Raw genomic sequence first — 16672 nt, forward strand, 5'->3', positions numbered from 1 at the left:
TCAGACAAATTTCTCAGACGTTTTTTCCTCTTTGCGCAGGATAAATTGGTCACTTTTTTGTAAATGAAATTTTATTGAAAAAAATACAGCACAAAAGTATACAGTTGACTGCATACTTTTTACGGGTTATAATAAAAGCATATTTAGATACAATTCCGTAGGATAAGCTGGTGGAAAAATGAGAATACAGGAAGTATCCCATAAGACTGGTATTACAAAGAGAAATATTCATTATTACATCAAACAAGGAATCATTACGCCGAAAATGAATCCGGCAAACGGTTATTATGATTTCTCGGAAGAAGACTGCCAAAAATTAGTCATGGTACGATATCTGCGGAACGCGGATTTCCCCGTATCCGCGATCCATTCCATTATCACCAATCCGCTGACAGCCAGCTATTATCTCAATCAGCACGCAAAGAAACTGCAGCAGGAAATTGCCTGCTTTAATAAAATCATTAACAGCCTGCAATATATGATGGAACATCTGTCCCTGGAACCTGATTTCGAGGAGCTTTTTTCTCTGGGCAATCATTCTGGGTTAAACAAATTATCCGATTCCTATAGCAGCGAGCGTTTCGACCAATATGACCTGACTTTTATCAACCGTTTCCTTTGGGGTGGTTTTTTGCCGGAGGGCGAACTTACCGAATACCAAAAATTTCTTTGGGCAAAGCTCCAACAGACTACACTGGAACATCCGTCCGAAGACTATCGATCACTTTACGCCTTTATCAAAACTTTAAACCCCAGTGTCATTGATTCCATCTTTTCCCAGAAAAACGAACGGCATAGATATATTGCCAATCTGGATGAAAAAGAAAAAGACATCTGCATCTCAAATATGGTCTCCGCAATAGAGGATATCCTGGAACATACCGAATACATCCGCCTTTGGAAAGAAATCTATCCGGGATACTTCAGGCCTTTCGTACGTATACAGGCTTCAGAGCTAAGCAGGCTGGTATATGAATTCAGCCCTCTTTATCATGCCTATTTAGAAAATATCACTGATGTCTGCGAAAGGCTTTACCAGTATTTGCGCACTGCCTCCGGGGCAGGCTTGTCAGACAGGCTCCACAAAGCCCTGGATGGCTCGCTGGATATTGAAAACGCGAATCATGGAGAATTGGAGGCTCTGTTCTCTCTGCCTGAAAGTTATATAATTTTCTAAAAGCCTGTTTATAGCTCAGAGACTTTTTCCAATATACGCAGAAAGCCGGAAAACTATATGATAAAGTATTTAACACTTCCACTAAAATCTAACTAAACTGGAACATATTTTTTACCAATTTTAAAATAGTACTTCCGTTTAATATGAAAAAATCTACAGACAGCATTTATAAACTTCCTCGCTAACTTCTAATTGAACAAAATCGCTGCGCGATGGCCTGTCAAGGCTGTGGCATAGCGATTTTGTTCAATTCGTATTTGTCTTATTATACAGTATTTCAGTTCAGAAGTATAGCAGTGCATATATACTTCAAAGGAACTTTGCCTACAGTCCAAAGCATGCGTAAAAGAATACTATAATTGATTCAGTTTTTAAACTTTAACATATGTGTTCGTCATTTCTGTATCTGAGTATAATCTATACCTCTCTACCTTTTATGGCAGAGCTAGCACAAAAAAGACTTATCTGCTTTTATACAAATAAGTCTTTTCTACATTTAAGGTCTATTTATCACTTTAAAGAGCTGCTAGCTTTTCTAAAATCTCAGACTATCAAACCATACTTTTATTTCATTTTCACTCACATTTACATCAAATCTCTTACCATCCTTTAGTATCGCACCCGGACAGGAGGACTCCAATTCAGCGTTGGTATTGCCCATCCCGCTGCTTCCAGATGTTGCCACTGGAATAATAATCTTGTCATTCCAGTCATACTGTTCCAAAAACGTATTAATAATTGTAGGAGCAACGTACCACCAGATGGGAAAAGCAAGAATCAGAATTTTGATATTTTCTATATCCTCCAGTTTATTAGCAACCTTCGGTCTGAATGACTTATCATTCATCTCCACACTGCTCCGGCTATTTTTATTCATCCAATCAAGATCCGCAGAGGTATATGGTATTTCCGGACAAATTTCATGCAAATCCCCACCTACTACGTTCGCAATTTTCTTTGCCAGTTTTGCAGTTGTTCGTGTTGCTGAAAAATATGCTACTAATATTTCACTCATAATTCTAACCTCCTGTTTCATATAATAAATTAACGATTTTTCGCCCACATCTCGGCAGTTCTCACACTGTCTCATCTATACAAACGCTATACACATTTTTTTCTATCATCTGTGTATGCTGTAATAAATACTTATATAATTATAACACAATACACACGATACACCATCATAAACAATACTGCATTTTAGGATATCCAAGAAAAATGAAATCATAGTTTCCAATTTCCTCACTTTGATCAGCGATTGCGGGCCGATAGCTCTGATCGCTCATCTCCACAGAACTGCGGGACTTTTTGTCCGTCCAGTTCAAATCATCTTTTGTATACGGAACTTCCGGCTTAATTTCGTAAATATCTGCATGTGCCGCTTCTGCCAGCGCCTGGGCGGCCTTTTTTGTTGTACCTGTTGCCGAAAAATAGGCAACTAATATTTTTTTATTCATTGTATCCCTTCTTTCTGGTCATTACCTGATAAAATTTGTCCGTTTGAATGTTTCCTTCTCAGGCAATCCATATGCTTCCCTTCCGAGAGCAATGCTTTTCATAAGGAAAGCCATATTTTTCGCCAGAGTTCTCATCGTCTGCAGTCCTTCTTCATCCTGGCCGGCCTCACCGGGCTCTCTGCCGTGTATGCTGTTCCAGTATTGGCTGGATGCAACTGGCATCCCTGTAATCGTAAAATATTTGTTCAGCTGGTCAAACGTGGCGGATAAGCCTCCGCGTCTTGCTGCCACAGCACATGCACCGACCTTCATGGTCTTATCAAATTGTGTGCTGTAAAACAGCCGATCAAGAAAGGCACTCAGTGTAGCATTTGCCGAAGCATAATAGACCGGACTGGCTACCACCAGCCCATCACATTCTTCGAATTTCGGTGCTGTCTCATTGACGATATCATTAAATACACATTTCCCTTTTTCCACACAGGAATTACAGGCCACACATCCTCTGATATCCTTGCTTCCTACTTGGACTATCTCAGTTTTAATGCTTTCTTCCAAAAATATCTTTTCCATTTCATGCAGTGCCACATATGTATTCCCCCTTGAGTGAGGACTCCCATTGATCATTAATACCTTCATAATGAAACCTCCTTTTATTATAGGATACTCCCTAGAGTCAACTCCATGTCAAGAATTTTTTGCCCCATAAATTACCACACTCATTTTATCGAACACACGTTTCCTTGCCGTATCAGCTGTGCTATACTCAAATCAGAAAGGAGTGTCGTATTTATGGAGAAATCAATCTATGCATGTATTGACCTGAAAAGCTTTTATGCTTCAGTGGAAGCTGCCGAACGGAAACTCGACCCATTTAAAGAAAACCTCGTGGTCGCCGATCCGTCCAGAGGCCGGGGTGCCATATGCCTCGCCGTCACGCCGGCCCTGAAATCTCTTGGAATCAAAAACCGCTGCCGTCTTTTTGAAATTCCGGAAACTGTGACATATATCACTGCAAAGCCGCGGATGAAGCTCTATATGGAATATTCCGCCCGGATCTACTCCATTTATTTAAAATATGTCAGCAAAGAAGATATTCATGTTTATTCCATTGACGAATGCTTCCTGGATTTCACGCCTTATCTGCATACGTATGGAAAAACTCCGAAAGAAATGGCGGTCATGCTGACGGATGCAGTCCGCAGAGAAACCGGAATCTGTGCCACGGCAGGCATCGGCACAAACCTGTTTCTGGCAAAGGTCGCTCTGGATATCACCGCAAAGCATTCTCCGGATCATATCGGTTATCTGGATGAAAAAGAATTTAAGAGGACCATCTGGCATCACCGCCCAATCACAGATATATGGAATATCGGAAAAGGCATCGCCGCCAGGCTCAGCCGTTATGGCATTTACGATCTTTACGGGACAGCACATATGGATGAAAAGCTTCTCTATAAAGAATTCGGTGTCAATGCAGAGTTTCTGATCGACCATGCCCACGGGAGGGAGCCGTGTACCATAAAAGAAATTCATGATTATGAGTCTAAAAGCCACTCTGTTTCCCAAAGCCAGATCCTCTTTGAAGATTATTCTTATGACAATGCTCTTCTAGTCCTCAAAGAGATGACAGATGCACTGGCTCTGGAACTCAGGAGCCGTCATCTGACAACCGATTCCATTTCCATGTCCGTCGCATACTCCAAAAGAGAACTCTCTCCGTCCGGCGGCACCAGGAAACTTTCGGAGCGGACCGATTCCTATCGGGAACTCTCCCATGAATTTGAACGTTTCTTTCACCAGACTGTGCAGAGGGGCATTCCCATCCGCAAAATCTCTGTCGGTGCAAATCATGTGGAGGAGACTTCCTTCCGGCAGCTTCATCTGTTTTCGGATATGGAAAAAGCTGAAAAGGAACAGCATCTGCAGGATGCCGTCCTTTCCATTAAGCATCGGTTCGGAAAAAATGCCGTGGTGCGGGGAATGAGCCTGTATGAAAAAGCAACTGCCAGAAAACGCAATACTTTAATCGGAGGCCACAATGAAAGCTGACCGGGCAAGACAATTTCTTCCGTTTGCCGCTTTAAGAGGTTTTGATGAAATGCTCCGCGAGATAGAAAAGCAGTCAGTTCCAAAAAAAGAATTGACGGAAGAGGAATTAAGACTTTTAAATCAAAAAATAAAATCGATTGGCAAAGGATCGAATATATGCATTGTTCATTACGAAAAAAGTGCATATGCAGAGACAAAAGGAAAAGTATCTTTTATTGATCCGGTATTCCGCAGAATCTTCGTCGGAGAAAAAAGTATTTCTTTTGACGATATCCAGAGTATATCCGATTAATAGCTGCAAAAGCATATTATTTCTCCTTTTTGCTGAATTTGACTGCTCCAAAAATCAGCCAGCCAATGCCAATCAGGGTAATGCCGATAGATATACCTTCGGATACGCCAAATATAAACTGCGAAGCATCGGACGTCATATCCTTTAACTGCGTGAGAGGCATCAGGCGTCCGACGAACAGCAGCAGCAAACCGATGCACACATCTTTCAGTGATCTTAAATGCTGGCAGCTCCCTAACATTGTTTTCATATTCTGTTCACTGGCTTCCGGCAGCTGTGTACTCTCTATATCATGTCCCGCCACAAGCTTCATTTGTAATGCCGAGCAGCTCAGCCTGTGTCAATCCCTGTGCTTTTCCTTTACATTTTATGTGATTTCCGATTTTTTGTATATCCATAACTGCCTCCTTGATACTGTTTATTGTGCCTTAGATTTTTATGAAATACTATCTACCTGTGGTAGAATTCCGGCAGATAAAAGAGAAAAAGAATGTGAAGTCCTTTAAACCTTACACATTCTTCTTCATGGCCGATATTATTTTGCCTTTATCAGATTCCTTCAAAGATATCCAAGATTTCCTGCTTTGATTTCGCATGGGCTATCTTATCCACATTGGCAAGGTCGGAACATGTGACTGCGATCTTGCCGAGCATTTCAATATGTTCGTCATTTTTCCCTGCAATCCCTATGATCACATAAGCAGTCTGTCCGTCATAGTCCACTCCGTCCGGAACTTGCAGCAGTGAGATTCCGGAGGACTTGATCCTCTCCTCTGACTTGCAGATACCGTGCGGAATTCCGACATGATTTCCAATATAAGTGCAAGCTGCCTCCTCACGTTTCAGCATATCTTCCAGGTATTCAGGCTGAACATAACCATTTTCAATCAGTACGCCGCCTGCTGCCCTGATTGCATCTTCTTTTGAATCCAGTTTTACATTGAGACGAATATTATTTTCATTAAATACTTTATTGTCTGCCATTTTATTTCCTCCAATTTTAAATTTAGTTGTTGCTTATATATAGATTATATAAACTCTGTTTCCAAAAATCCATTTGTTCCAGTGCTGTATTTATCAAAAATAAATTTGACAAAGTTATCACTGTCACGACAGGCCATGTTCCAAAAAGCAGCCTTCGTCATGAGAATATATTACGCCTACCGACTGTAAATACGCATATATAATCGTTGTCCCCACAAACTTCATGCCTCTTTTCCTGAGGTCCTCGGATACGGCATCCGACAGTTCGGAGCAGGCCATTCCTTTTTCAAAGATTACTTTTCCATCCGTCCAGTGCCAGATATAGTTTGAAAAAGAGCCGTATTCTCTCTGTATCTCCCGGAATATCTCTGCATTGTTTACCGCCGCTCTGATTTTCAGCTTATTGCGGATAATCCCCGGATTCTGCTGAAGTTTCAGCAGCTTGTCTTCCGTATAAGCACATACTTTTTCTAAATCAAAATCGTCAAAAGCCTCACGGAATGCCTCCCGTTTGTTCAGCACACATTCCCATGACAGCCCCGCCTGAAAGGATTCCAGGACCAGCATCTCAAATAATCTGTGATCATCATATACCGGGACCCCCCATTCCTCATCATGATAACGGATATAAAGCTCATTCTTTGGATTTGCCCATGTACATCTCTGTTTCTCATCCGGCCATTCCATAAAATCTTCTCCTTTAAAGAGCAGTTCCCTTTTTGGGAACAAACAACTGTGACATATCTGCCCCTTCATGCTCAAGCAGTTTTATTTTGGCGGCAATGCCCCCTGCATATCCCGTCAGGCTTCCATTAGACCCAACTACCCGGTGGCAGGGAATGATAATAGAAATGGGATTATGACCGACCGCCCCTCCGACTGCCTGGGCAGACATTCGTGCTCTGCCCGTCTTTGCAGCCATCTTCCCGGCAATTTCGCCGTAGCTCATCACTTTTCCATAGGGAATCTCACGCAGAATTTCCCACACGCCCTGCCTGAATTCCCCGCCTTTCGGACATAAAGGAAGCTCAGAAATGGAAGGCTTTTCCCCGGCAAAATACCGGTCCAGCCAGTCTTCTACTGTTTTAAACACGAAAAGACCATCTTTTTTCTCCATATCTCCTGAGAGCGTTCCTCCAAAATATTTCTGTCCTTCCATCCAAAGACCCACAATATTATCGCCGTCTGAGGCAATGGTCAGCATCCCTAAAGGTGACTGATACTCTATAAAAAAATACATGTTTTCCTCCGATACAGAACTTTTTATCGCTCAGGCTTGTATATTCCGTAATTTCCTCTCCCGGTGCTCTTCACTTTATATAGAGCAGTGTCTGCATTTTGGTAAAGTTCCTGAAAAATCTCCCCGTCACAGGGATAAAATACCACTCCCATGCTGAAGGATACCTCCCCTTTATCCGCATATTTGCGACGCAGCAGATAACAGAGCATATTGCTTCTCGGAATCACATCATCCTCGGACCCAATGTTTCTCAATAAGACCATAAATTCGTCTCCGCCCATTCGGCCGCACAGATCGCTTTCTCTCAAAAAAACCTTAAATAATCCATGGAGCCTCTCGTCTGGCCTCTGTAATAATGAATCAGCAGCGAATCACGGTCAAAAAAGTCAGAGAACCGCTCAGCATCTGCACAGATAGTCAGGCGGAATATCTCCGGCTTCTTCATCAAAGAGATCTTTCGTCATGTTATATTCATAAAATCTGATGGTTTTTCCTTCCCATGATTTCCCCATACTTTCATTTTTCTGCCGATAAAAATAGGACTGTATCTGTTATGTACGATTCAAACTCAGTGAATCCAGCAGATTCAAAAAATAATTGAAGTTCTCTTTGGCTGTACACCCTCACATCACCTTTTTTTGAAAAGGGAAATACCAGCGTGTTGGCAAGACACCGCACCAGAGGAGAAAAAAACGGTTCAGCAATAAAAACTTTACCATTTACCTTTAATACCCGCAAACATTCATCGGCAAAGGTCTGGGGATTTTCAAAATGATGGAACGCGCAGGATACCGTAATAACATCCATACTCTCATTTTCAAAACCGAGAGGCGCACAGGGGCCAACCGTAAATGTACAGGCCGGGTATCTTTCTCTGGCAGACGCAATCATATTTTCAGCAATATCTACACCAAAGGCATTAACTCTCGCCTTTTTTGAGAGTTCTCCAAGCAGATATCCATTGCCGCAAGCGACGTCCAGAACATTGTCTCCATCTCTGAGCACCGCCTTTTTTATAATCTCTTGTTTATGGGATCTTGTCAACCATTGCTTGATTAAATAATTCTGATTTTTCTGTCTGCCAATCAGAAAGTTTTCAATCACGCAAACTCAGCGATCACTATCTCATTTCCATCAATATCACTTAAACGGACCTCGTAAGTTCCATTTCTGTATAGAACTCAATAAGTTCCTTTACCTGCTCAGAAAATATGTTTGTGCAGTAGTATCCTGTTAGCATCTTCTCACCTCATCATATTTATCAGTTTCAAATATACGTTACTGTTTTCAGCAGTGAATACATCCTCATATCAATGACTTTACCATTTTTCATGGCGTTATTTCTCAATGTTCCCTCATATTGAAAACCGGCTTTTTCGAGTACCCGGCATGATGCGGCATTGTATGCAAACGGCTCAGCATAGATTCGAATAATATCACTCTTGTCAAAGACATATGTACAAATTTGTTTTACAGCTTCGGTCATTATTCCTTTGCCCCAGTATTCTTCTGCTATACAATAGCCCAACTCACCAGTCTGTCTGTGTATGTTCTCTTGACGGAACACTCCAATACTGCCGATCACTTTGTTGTCTGCTGTGACAGCAAAAGCAAAAGTTTTATCTTCGTCTGCAGAAAGCACCTCCGTTATATATGCTGTTCCATCCTTCTCAGTGTAAGGGTAAGGCAGCCCATCCCGAAGATTATTTTGTATTTTTGTATTAGACAGAGCCGCCGCTAAATCTCTTGCGTCCGATAACTCCCACTTTCTTATTTCTCAACAACTGGTGGTATACATTGATGATACGGTTCTTGCGGTGTTGCTACAGAACGTGCGCCCGCCGGGCGCACAACGAAAGAAAGCCCGAACCGTAAAGTTTTCGAGCTTTCTTTATATAATTACTTCAATGTCGGCCAGTATTCCTTATTAGCTTCCATCAAATCGTCTAATATCTCTTTTGCCACTTTCATGCTTGGAACAGTCTTATTCAGGGTAAAGGCTTCCAGTACTTTCTGATAGGAACCCTCGATACAGCCCTCTACTAAGAGTTTTTCACAGTTTAACTGCTGCATCATCATTCCTTGCTGGAATAGCGGGATATTATCCTGTGCGATGACTTCCGGGCCTTTCTTACCGATGTAGGCAGGTACTTCTACCATAGCATCGTAAGGCATGTTGGGGATAGCTCCCTTGTTTTCGGTGATGACCAGAAAACGCGCTTTGGTGTCGTTTTTCAATGCGATAGCCAAATCGGCAATCCAATCACCATGACTGCCTGCATAGAATACTGTTTCGTCAATCTCGCCGGAAGCCAGATATTTGTCGATACCGTCGAACAGATTCTTTTCACGAGTCTCCATAACCTCGTTGGCACGGGTATGATTAGGATCGGAATGTTCCACAAACTCTTTCTGCTGCAGATAGTAGTTTAAGTAAGTGTTAGGCAGAGTGTCCGGGAAATTCTTCATGATTTCGTACACACCCTTCCATACATAGTACCAGCTGCCTTTGGCGTGGCGATTTGTTTTATTGTCGTTGCTCTTACCAGCTAAAGCTGCCTTATCTTTTAAATACGCAGACGGCAGCAGGATTTCCTGCTCCATGATATAGTCTCTGATCTTAGGCATCATATCCTCGCCCTTGTATTCGATGCCCGTAAACCAGCCAAAGTGATTCAGTCCATAATAGTCATAAACAATGTTATGTTTATCTTTAATGTTCAGAGCGGCAGCAACCATATCAATGATAGCAATAGGCATGTCGCAGATATTAATAATGCGAGCATCAGGACGAAGCTTACGGCAGGCTTCCGATACGACGGAAGCCGGATTGGAGTAGTTCAAAATCCAGTAGGTTGGTTTTGCATATTTTTCGGCATCATCAATTACCTGAATCATAGGGAAGATTGTACGCATACCATAAGCCAGGCCGCCGCAGCCGCAGGTCTCCTGACCCACACAGCCGTGACGAAGAGGGATTTTTTCATCCAACTCACGCATTGCATATTTTCCTACGCGCATCTGTGCAAAAATGAAATCAGCATCTTTATAAGCTTCTTCTGCGTCATAGGTGATTGTCAGTTTAATTCCGCATTTTAAATCCTCATCCAGAATCCAACGAACCAAAATGCCAACCTTATCCTGACGTTTTTTATCTAAATCAAACAGACGGATCTCATCTACCTCCAGCTCATTCTTGCGAAGAGCGATGGATTTTACAATACCCGGTGTAAAGGTACTGCCGCCGCCAACAATTGTAATGATCATATGCTTTTCCTCCTTAAAAATATTAATTTACATTTTTTCTAATGCGTCCTCTACCTGACCGCGAACAGCCGCTACCTGCATGCCCAGAATAATCTGGAGATCCTTTCCACTGCGCTTGATACCGCTGTTCTTTACTTTATTAATCAGGGTTTCATTAATCAGGGATTCATCCTTTACAACCACTCTTAAACGGGTGAAGCAGTTTTCCAGTGAATCAATATTGCTTTTGCCTCCCAGACCATTGATCAGGCTGACGACATCATCCGCTGCGTTGGAAGCGCCAACAGACGGTGCTGCTTTTTCTGCAATATTTTCCACCTCGCGGCCAGGAGTTCTTAAATTCAGTTTCTTAATTAAGAAAGTGAACAGGAAATAGTAAATTACGCTGACTGCGATACCCATAACCAATAACATAGGCCAGTTAGTCTTTTCCACGCCCAGTACCAGATTGGAAATTATAATGTTGACAATACCGCCGCTGGTAGAAGCCGGGATACTCAATACTTTTAACAATACCAGATTGATACCGCTGATTACAGAATGAATCAGGAATAAAACCGGCGCTGCAAAGACGAATAAATAGTCAATAGGTTCGGTAATTGCAGACAATACTGCTGTCAGCATCAAAGGCAGAATGAGCGCCCTGGTCTTTTCTTTATTTTTTTTAAATGCAGTAGTAATAAATGCCAGGGCGATGCCAATATAAGGGAACAGGTTGTTAAAGGTGTAGCTGTTAAAATAGGTAGAGTCTGAGAAAGCCCCAGGCATATTCATCTCTGCTACACGGATAGGATATGCACCTGCTATGATGGTATTGCCCTGTGCCAATGTGCCGCCCACATCAGTAAACTGGAAAGGTGCATATACCAGATGGTGCAGACCGGTAGGAACTAACAGCTTATTTAACAGACCGTATACAAACAGGCCTACATTGCCGCTGCTTACGATCATGCCGGATACTGCACTGATTGCAGACTGCACTAACGGCCATACGAAGGTCATGAGAAAGCCCACGCCGATAGCAGCAGGAATCATCAATAAGAACGGGAAGCGCACGCCGGAGAACATGGAGAAGTATCCTTTGAACTGCTTACCACCAAACTTATTGAACAGATATCCGGTAAGGCAGCCCATCAAAATACCGCCAAATACACCGGTGTCCAGTACCTGAATGCCCATTACCTCAGCCTGACCTGTACCGTACAGACCAAGCGTACCCGGCTCTGCAATCTTGCCAAAAAAATTTAAAGTAATGTTGTTAGCATTTAAAAATATGAAGAAGCCCATCAGGCCGATTAAAGAAGCATGACCTTTGTCTTTCTTTGCCATAGCGCCTGCAATGCCGACACAGAAAATAATGCTTAAGTTATTGATCAGATACATCAATGTGCTATAAATCAAGTTACCAATTAACCGGAAAGGCGCTGCCTGTAAAAAAGTCAGCTTTTCCGTAATCGTTGTGTTGGTCAATAAAATACCAAGAATCAGAATCGTACCAGCTACCCCCAGATACATCATAGGCTGTACAATTGACTTTGAAAATACTTCCAAAGAACTTTTGATTTTTTCTTTCATTCTTGAACTCCTTCATTTGAAATCAATGTAATAATGTGATAAATCAGATATCTTTTTTCTGAATCCGTCACCTTTTTATGATAGCTCTTTTGTATATAATCTCCTATCCTCTCCACACACTGAAAGGCTTCTGGATATTCCTGCTGCGCCAGCTGAAATACAGATACATCTTCCAGTTGTTTGCCATCCTTGTCCAGCACCCTTCTGGCAAAAAACTGCAGATGCCGCATAAATCGTTCGTATAATAGGGAATCATGATTGAGTACCACTCCATAATGATTCTGCACGATTCTTATAATTTCGCTGATTAGCTGGAGACTTACAATCAGTTGGTCTGCCCGCTGGTTTAAGTTGGCATTTACGATATGTAACGTAATAAACCCCATTTCATCTTCGGAAATATGAATACCCATATGCTTATCAATGATTTTTGCTGCTTCTTTAGAAAGAGCGAATTCTTTTTTATAAAACTGCTTGATCTCCATAAGCAGGGGATTCTGGAACACCACTTTATTCTTTTCCCGCTCTAAGGACATGCTGATGTGGTCTGTCAGTGTGATATAAATATTGTCATCCAGATTTAAATCCGATTTTTCCCGAAGCATGGCTACGATTTCTTCTGCAATAGACAGATAAATGATTGGGATTTCCTGCACCAACTTAGCCAGCCGGTTTCCGATGCTTTTTTCAGCCAGAGTAAAAACTTTTTCAATCCGGTCTTCTTCAAGGAACTCACCGGCTTTTTTGCCAAAGGCCAGACCTTTTCCTATGACGATCATTTCCTCGCTTTTTTGATCTTCCACCATTACTACGTTGTTATTGTAAATTCTTTTAATCCTCATAAGAATTCCTTTCCATCAGCCAAGCCACAAAAGTTTTTCCTGTGGCATAACCTGTCCGATGTCCCTTTTATGCAAAATACCAAGTTCGCTGCTATCCGGCAGTAGCACCATGGTAGTAGCCTCGTAACCGCTGCTTTTAATTTTGTCCATATCAAAGGTGATCAGAAACTGACCCTTTTCCACCCGGTCACCCTGCTGCACCAGCGCTTCAAAACCGTCTCCGCCCATTTCCACTGTGTCAATGCCGATATGCAGAATTACATTGATACCGTTATCTCCTGCAATGGCTATGGCGTGATTGGTGGGAAAAAGCGCTTCTACCATGCCGCTCATAGGGGCGTAAAGCTTGCCCTCTGCCGGGATAATGGCCAATCCGTCACCCATGGATTTCTTCGCAAAAGCTTCGTCATTCACTGTTTCTAACGGGATGACTTCACCCATTAAAGGGCTGCCAAGTTCTTTTGACGGCTTTACCAATTCCGTGAGTGTACTTTCCGATTTCCCCATGATACGTGATAAAATACCCATAATATAACCTCCCTTCTGGAATTTCCTGCTTGTTCTGATTGCTGGCAGTGCTTGATTCATTTTTTGCGCAGCAAAAAAACAGGCTTAACCAAAATCATTAAATAACAATAAACGTTATTGAAAGATTTTGGTTAAGCCTGCTTACACAGTAACATTCCGCTTTTCTTTACAAGTACATGATATCAAAACACAAATTTTTTGTCAATGTTATTTTAAAAAAATGTTTGTATAATTTGATATAGAAATGGCGATTATCGCATAAACACTGTATTTATCCGCAATATAACAATTTAAAAAGCACTTATTTTACTACTGATTTACCACGATTAAATGAGCTTTGATATGACAATAAAATTAGAGTGGACACCATGCCGATAGGCCCTTCGGAAATAAATATTTTCTAAGACAAAAGGGACCCTTGTTTTCACAATGTCCCTTTCTGTCCAGTCTACACTTTCCTTCCTACTTAAACATCAAGCAATCTTTTCATTGATAAGTTAGGTAATAAATCCTACCCAATCTCTGACCCATGTATTACCCAAAATAACGCGATATTTTATGATAATCTATGATAGCATTACTTGTAAAAAGTTCGGAAATCTCAGTAAACCCGTTATTCTACACTGATAATGGCAGTCTAATTACAAACGGATTAGTTTCCCATCTGCTTTGCCACTTCCTCAGCAAAGTTCTCTTCTTTCTTTTCGATTCCTTCGCCTGTCTCAAAACGGATGAATCCTTTAATGGCAATCTTTGCAGAATTAGCTTTTGCTACTTCTTCTACATATTTTCCAACAGCCTGTTTTCCGTCTTCAGCCTTTACATAAGTCTGATCTAACAGACAAACTTCTTTTAATTCTTTGTTCAGACGTCCGATGATCATCTTCTCGATGATGTTGTCCGGCTTGTCCGGATTTTCATTCTTAGCCTGAGCTTTTAAGATTTCTGTTTCATGATCGATGTAATCTTTAGAAACTTCATCTCTGCTTGTATATTTCGGCATAATAGCAGCTACCTGCATAGCTACGTTTTTACCCATCTCTTTGATCTCGTCGTTGACAACATCTGTCTCAACTTCTACTAATACGCCGATCTTTCCGCCTGCATGAATATAAGAAGCAACAAATCCGGCTGCTGATTCCATCTGTGCAAATCTACGGATATTTAAGTTCTCACCGATGATTGCAATTTTTCCGTCTAATACTTCTTTTACAGTTTTTCCTGCTTCTGCTTTAGATTCTTCTGCAAGGAAAGCTTCGATATCTGCCGCACCTGTTGTGAGAGCCTGATCTGCAACCTCTGCAACATAAGTCTGGAACTGTTCGTTCTTAGCAACGAAGTCAGTCTCAGAGTTTACTTCCACAATAGCAGCTTTCTTTCCGTCATCAGAGAGTTTAGTAGCAACTAATCCTTCTGCCGCAATACGTCCGGCTTTCTTTTCAGCCTTTGCAAGTCCCTGCTCTCTTAAGTGCTCAACTGCTGCTTCCATATTTCCATCGGTAGCGTTTAATGCCTTTTTACAGTCCATCATTCCGGCACCGGTTTTTTCTCTTAATTCTTTTACCATTCCTGCTGTAATAGCCATGATTTTTCCTCCAAATAAATCTTATTGTTCTGCAGCTTCCTCTTCTGCTTCCACATCAGCAGCATCCATTCCCTGGTTTGCTTCTACAACAGCATCAGCCATTGCGGATGTGATCAATTTAACTGCACGGATTGCATCATCGTTTCCTGGGATGATGTATTCTAAATCTTCAGGATCACTGTTTGTATCTGCAATACCTACCAGAGGAATTCCCAATGTGTGTGCTTCCTGAACACAGATATTTTCTTTTTTAGGATCTACGATGAAGATCATATCCGGAATTTCTTTCATCTCCTCGATTCCGCCTAAGTTCTTCTGTAATTTATCCATTTCTTTTCTAAGTTCTAATACTTCTTTCTTTGGAAGAACTTCAAATGTTCCGTCTTCTTCCATCTTTTTGATCTTCTTTAAACGGTCGATACGGCTTCTGATTGTCTTGAAGTTTGTGAGCATTCCACCTAACCATCTCTGGTTTACATAGAACATTCCGCAGCGCTCTGCTTCTGTCTTTATAGAATCCTGAGCCTGTTTCTTTGTTCCCACAAATAAGATCTTTCCGCCTTCTGCAACACATTCTTTTACTGCGTTGTATGCATCGTCTACCATGCCTACGGATTTCTGAAGGTCGATGATGTGGATTCCGTTACGCTCTGTGTATATATACGGAGCCATTTTAGGATTCCATCTTCTTGTCTGATGTCCGAAGTGAACACCTGCTTCTAATAACTGTTTCATTGAAATAACGCTCATAAAAAATCTCCTTTGGTTATGCTTCCACCATTGTCATTATCCCGGCAAACCTCTCGGCACCTACCGAAATTCCAACGGCGTGTTTATTTTTACCTTTGACAGTATAGCACATCTGTTTTACACAATGCAAGAAAAATTTCGCACTTCCGGCTTAGATACGCCCGGCCCGGTTTAATTCGCCAAAAATCAGGTCATTTACAACCTTGATATAAGTTCCTTTCATGCCGGAAGACCGGGACTCGATGACTCCCGCACTCTCCAGCTTTCTCAGTGCATTGACGATGACTGAACGGGTGATGCCGAAACGGTCGGCAATCTTGCTGGCAACCAAAATACCCTCGCTCCCGTTCAGCTCATCAAAAATATGATGAACCGCTTCCAGTTCCGTAAAGGAGAGAGTTCTGAAGGCAGATTCGATGATATTCTGCTTTCTGCGTTCACTCTCTATCTCTTCACTGACAGAACGCATCATTTCCAATCCAACGACTGTTGTTCCGTATTCAACCAATATAATATCATCAATCGTATAGTCATCTTCCATCCGGTACATAAACAGCGTGCCAAATCTCTCTCCTGCGATATCGATCGGGGAGATAATACCGCAGTAGCGGTGAATGTCTCTTTCAAAACCGAGTGTCTGGAGATTTACATTCTCCTTCGTGGATAATATCGTCAACAGACGCTCATTTAAATCCGTGTCAATATAATCCCCAATTTTGCCGCTGATCATCTCTTCGATAGGATCTATGTTCTCTGAATTTTGAATTCCTAAGATCTTTCCCTTTCTACTGATAACGATCACATTGGAATCCATAACCTCCATCAGAACCTGACAGATGTCATTGAAAACGACTTTTTGTGAATTGTTGTTATGCAGTAATTTATTTATCTTCCTGGTTTTATCTAATAATTGTACACTCATA

20 protein-coding genes and 1 pseudogene are annotated in these 16672 nt (G+C 41.7%); 3 read left to right on the forward strand and 18 right to left on the reverse strand.

Going from position 1 to position 16672, the window contains the following annotated elements; translation table 11 throughout:
• Positions 1 to 178: 178 nt before the first annotated feature.
• Positions 179 to 1177 (forward strand): MerR family transcriptional regulator, encoded by a 999-nt coding sequence (locus CI597_RS04540; protein WP_024727716.1) that lies wholly within the window; start codon positions 179 to 181, stop codon positions 1175 to 1177.
• A gap of 535 nt (positions 1178 to 1712) precedes the next feature.
• Here the strand turns inward: CI597_RS04540 and CI597_RS04545 are convergent.
• The 3 genes and pseudogenes from CI597_RS04545 to CI597_RS04555 form a co-directional block, all read right to left on the reverse strand.
• Positions 1713 to 2192 (reverse strand): flavodoxin, encoded by a 480-nt coding sequence (locus CI597_RS04545; protein WP_024727717.1) that lies wholly within the window; start codon positions 2190 to 2192, stop codon positions 1713 to 1715.
• A gap of 175 nt (positions 2193 to 2367) precedes the next feature.
• Positions 2368 to 2634 (reverse strand): annotated as a pseudogene (locus tag CI597_RS04550) (flavodoxin); the annotation flags it as partial.
• A 21-nt stretch (positions 2635 to 2655) separates the two neighbouring features.
• A complete protein-coding gene (locus CI597_RS04555) occupies positions 2656 to 3273 on the reverse strand; it encodes a flavodoxin family protein (protein ID WP_024727719.1) in 618 nt (205 codons plus the stop codon).
• Between the two features lie 153 nt (positions 3274 to 3426).
• Between CI597_RS04555 and CI597_RS04560 the strand changes: the two genes are divergently transcribed.
• Both CI597_RS04560 and CI597_RS04565 read left to right on the forward strand, forming a co-directional pair.
• Complete coding sequence (locus CI597_RS04560) at positions 3427 to 4686, forward strand: DNA repair protein (RefSeq protein WP_024727720.1); 1260 nt, start codon at positions 3427 to 3429, stop codon at positions 4684 to 4686.
• Entirely contained in the window at positions 4676 to 4978 is a 303-nt protein-coding gene (locus CI597_RS04565; protein WP_024727721.1) for a YolD-like family protein, read from the forward strand. Before CI597_RS04560 ends, CI597_RS04565 begins: the two co-directional genes overlap by 11 nt.
• A gap of 16 nt (positions 4979 to 4994) precedes the next feature.
• Here the strand turns inward: CI597_RS04565 and CI597_RS04570 are convergent, their stop codons facing one another.
• The 15 genes from CI597_RS04570 to codY form a co-directional block, all read right to left on the reverse strand.
• Positions 4995 to 5291, reverse strand: coding sequence for a hypothetical protein (locus CI597_RS04570; protein ID WP_235824545.1), 297 nt, complete (start codon positions 5289 to 5291; stop codon positions 4995 to 4997).
• 236 nt (positions 5292 to 5527) lie between these two features.
• Complete coding sequence (locus tag CI597_RS04575) at positions 5528 to 5962, reverse strand: PTS sugar transporter subunit IIA (RefSeq protein WP_024727722.1); 435 nt, start codon at positions 5960 to 5962, stop codon at positions 5528 to 5530.
• Positions 5963 to 6085: 123 nt separating this feature from the next.
• Positions 6086 to 6649, reverse strand: a complete 564-nt coding sequence (locus CI597_RS04580; protein ID WP_024727723.1) for a DNA-3-methyladenine glycosylase I — start codon at positions 6647 to 6649, stop codon at positions 6086 to 6088.
• A 13-nt stretch (positions 6650 to 6662) separates the two neighbouring features.
• The gene (locus CI597_RS04585) at positions 6663 to 7202 is read right to left on the reverse strand and encodes a methylated-DNA--[protein]-cysteine S-methyltransferase (protein ID WP_024727724.1); all 540 of its coding nucleotides are present in this window, start codon (positions 7200 to 7202) and stop codon (positions 6663 to 6665) included.
• Between the two features lie 23 nt (positions 7203 to 7225).
• Positions 7226 to 7483 carry a diguanylate cyclase domain-containing protein gene (locus CI597_RS18375; RefSeq protein WP_235824556.1) on the reverse strand — a complete coding sequence of 86 codons (258 nt, stop codon included), beginning with the start codon at positions 7481 to 7483 and terminating at the stop codon, positions 7226 to 7228.
• A 23-nt stretch (positions 7484 to 7506) separates the two neighbouring features.
• Positions 7507 to 7647: a hypothetical protein gene (locus CI597_RS18380; protein ID WP_235824546.1), complete on the reverse strand. Its 141-nt coding sequence runs from the start codon at positions 7645 to 7647 to the stop codon at positions 7507 to 7509.
• Between the two features lie 71 nt (positions 7648 to 7718).
• Positions 7719 to 8306 carry a class I SAM-dependent methyltransferase gene (locus CI597_RS04595; protein ID WP_024727726.1) on the reverse strand — a complete coding sequence of 196 codons (588 nt, stop codon included), beginning with the start codon at positions 8304 to 8306 and terminating at the stop codon, positions 7719 to 7721.
• A 163-nt stretch (positions 8307 to 8469) separates the two neighbouring features.
• On the reverse strand, positions 8470 to 8976 hold the full coding sequence (locus CI597_RS04600; protein WP_034549440.1) for a GNAT family N-acetyltransferase: 507 nt from the start codon (positions 8974 to 8976) through the stop codon (positions 8470 to 8472).
• 125 nt (positions 8977 to 9101) lie between these two features.
• Positions 9102 to 10469 carry a 6-phospho-alpha-glucosidase gene (locus CI597_RS04605; RefSeq protein ID WP_024727727.1) on the reverse strand — a complete coding sequence of 456 codons (1368 nt, stop codon included), beginning with the start codon at positions 10467 to 10469 and terminating at the stop codon, positions 9102 to 9104.
• A 27-nt stretch (positions 10470 to 10496) separates the two neighbouring features.
• Positions 10497 to 12044 carry a PTS transporter subunit EIIC gene (locus CI597_RS04610; RefSeq protein ID WP_024727728.1) on the reverse strand — a complete coding sequence of 516 codons (1548 nt, stop codon included), beginning with the start codon at positions 12042 to 12044 and terminating at the stop codon, positions 10497 to 10499.
• On the reverse strand, positions 12041 to 12886 hold the full coding sequence (licT, locus tag CI597_RS04615) for a BglG family transcription antiterminator LicT (RefSeq protein WP_024727729.1): 846 nt from the start codon (positions 12884 to 12886) through the stop codon (positions 12041 to 12043). The genes CI597_RS04610 and licT overlap by 4 nt, the downstream gene beginning before the upstream one ends.
• Before the next feature lie 15 nt (positions 12887 to 12901).
• A complete protein-coding gene (locus CI597_RS04620; RefSeq protein ID WP_024727730.1) occupies positions 12902 to 13414 on the reverse strand; it encodes a PTS sugar transporter subunit IIA in 513 nt (170 codons plus the stop codon).
• A 652-nt stretch (positions 13415 to 14066) separates the two neighbouring features.
• The gene (gene tsf, locus CI597_RS04625; protein WP_034549442.1) at positions 14067 to 14999 is read right to left on the reverse strand and encodes a translation elongation factor Ts; all 933 of its coding nucleotides are present in this window, start codon (positions 14997 to 14999) and stop codon (positions 14067 to 14069) included.
• 21 nt (positions 15000 to 15020) lie between these two features.
• On the reverse strand, positions 15021 to 15749 hold the full coding sequence (gene rpsB, locus CI597_RS04630; RefSeq protein ID WP_024727732.1) for a 30S ribosomal protein S2: 729 nt from the start codon (positions 15747 to 15749) through the stop codon (positions 15021 to 15023).
• Between the two features lie 151 nt (positions 15750 to 15900).
• Positions 15901 to 16671 carry a GTP-sensing pleiotropic transcriptional regulator CodY gene (codY, locus tag CI597_RS04635; protein ID WP_024727733.1) on the reverse strand — a complete coding sequence of 257 codons (771 nt, stop codon included), beginning with the start codon at positions 16669 to 16671 and terminating at the stop codon, positions 15901 to 15903.
• Position 16672 lies beyond the last annotated feature (1 nt).

This window comes from Anaerostipes hominis (ex Lee et al. 2021), assembly GCF_002270485.1.
Taxonomy (GTDB): Bacteria; Bacillota; Clostridia; order Lachnospirales; family Lachnospiraceae; genus Anaerostipes; species Anaerostipes hominis.

What these genes read in the sequence shown, in the direction of transcription:
- CI597_RS18380 (WP_235824546.1), bottom strand. Translation starts at nt 7,647, where the DNA reads ATGAAGAAGCCGGAGATATTCCGCCTGACTATCTGTGCAGATGCTGAG.
- licT (WP_024727729.1), bottom strand. Translation starts at nt 12,886, where the DNA reads ATGAGGATTAAAAGAATTTACAATAACAACGTAGTAATGGTGGAAGAT.
- CI597_RS04545 (WP_024727717.1), bottom strand. Translation starts at nt 2,192, where the DNA reads ATGAGTGAAATATTAGTAGCATATTTTTCAGCAACACGAACAACTGCA.
- codY (WP_024727733.1), bottom strand. Translation starts at nt 16,671, where the DNA reads ATGAGTGTACAATTATTAGATAAAACCAGGAAGATAAATAAATTACTG.
- CI597_RS04580 (WP_024727723.1), bottom strand. Translation starts at nt 6,649, where the DNA reads ATGGAATGGCCGGATGAGAAACAGAGATGTACATGGGCAAATCCAAAG.
- CI597_RS04605 (WP_024727727.1), bottom strand. Translation starts at nt 10,469, where the DNA reads ATGATCATTACAATTGTTGGCGGCGGCAGTACCTTTACACCGGGTATT.
- CI597_RS04570 (WP_235824545.1), bottom strand. Translation starts at nt 5,291, where the DNA reads ATGAAGCTTGTGGCGGGACATGATATAGAGAGTACACAGCTGCCGGAA.
- CI597_RS04620 (WP_024727730.1), bottom strand. Translation starts at nt 13,414, where the DNA reads ATGGGTATTTTATCACGTATCATGGGGAAATCGGAAAGTACACTCACG.
- CI597_RS04560 (WP_024727720.1), top strand. Translation starts at nt 3,427, where the DNA reads ATGGAGAAATCAATCTATGCATGTATTGACCTGAAAAGCTTTTATGCT.
- CI597_RS04575 (WP_024727722.1), bottom strand. Translation starts at nt 5,962, where the DNA reads ATGGCAGACAATAAAGTATTTAATGAAAATAATATTCGTCTCAATGTA.
- CI597_RS04540 (WP_024727716.1), top strand. Translation starts at nt 179, where the DNA reads ATGAGAATACAGGAAGTATCCCATAAGACTGGTATTACAAAGAGAAAT.
- CI597_RS04565 (WP_024727721.1), top strand. Translation starts at nt 4,676, where the DNA reads ATGAAAGCTGACCGGGCAAGACAATTTCTTCCGTTTGCCGCTTTAAGA.
- CI597_RS18375 (WP_235824556.1), bottom strand. Translation starts at nt 7,483, where the DNA reads ATGGGCGGAGACGAATTTATGGTCTTATTGAGAAACATTGGGTCCGAG.
- CI597_RS04555 (WP_024727719.1), bottom strand. Translation starts at nt 3,273, where the DNA reads ATGAAGGTATTAATGATCAATGGGAGTCCTCACTCAAGGGGGAATACA.
- CI597_RS04610 (WP_024727728.1), bottom strand. Translation starts at nt 12,044, where the DNA reads ATGAAAGAAAAAATCAAAAGTTCTTTGGAAGTATTTTCAAAGTCAATT.
- rpsB (WP_024727732.1), bottom strand. Translation starts at nt 15,749, where the DNA reads ATGAGCGTTATTTCAATGAAACAGTTATTAGAAGCAGGTGTTCACTTC.
- CI597_RS04585 (WP_024727724.1), bottom strand. Translation starts at nt 7,202, where the DNA reads ATGTATTTTTTTATAGAGTATCAGTCACCTTTAGGGATGCTGACCATT.
- tsf (WP_034549442.1), bottom strand. Translation starts at nt 14,999, where the DNA reads ATGGCTATTACAGCAGGAATGGTAAAAGAATTAAGAGAAAAAACCGGT.